This window comes from Aeromonas diversa CDC 2478-85, from assembly GCF_000819805.1.
GTDB lineage: Bacteria > Pseudomonadota > Gammaproteobacteria > Enterobacterales > Aeromonadaceae > Aeromonas > Aeromonas diversa.
This window is the reverse complement of sequence record NZ_CDCE01000026.1, coordinates 2,573-2,804: the sequence shown is the minus strand read 5'-3', so window position 1 is coordinate 2,804 and position 232 is coordinate 2,573. Positions and strand designations below refer to the sequence as shown.

The 232-nt window shown below is 67.7% G+C and carries 1 protein-coding gene; it reads right to left on the bottom strand.

All coding sequences use genetic code 11. From position 1 onward, the window contains the following. A partial coding sequence (locus BN1121_RS08555) for a non-canonical purine NTP pyrophosphatase (protein ID WP_043597683.1) occupies positions 1–232 on the bottom strand: 232 nt, incomplete at both ends.

Genomic DNA, 232 nt, shown 5'->3' with positions numbered 1-232 from the left:
CGCTCGGCCGGCAGCTCGGCGCTGGTGCAGCCTTCACCGGGGACGAAGAAGACCGGATCGTAGCCAAAGCCGTTCTGGCCGCGCAGCTCCTCGGTGATGAGTCCCTCCCAGCTGGCTTGGCAGATGAGGGGGGTGGGGTCGTTCTCGTGGCGCATGAAGACCAGCACACACCAGAAGCGGGCGGTGCGCAAGTCAGCCGGCACGCCGCTCAGCTCGGCCAGCAGCTTGTCGA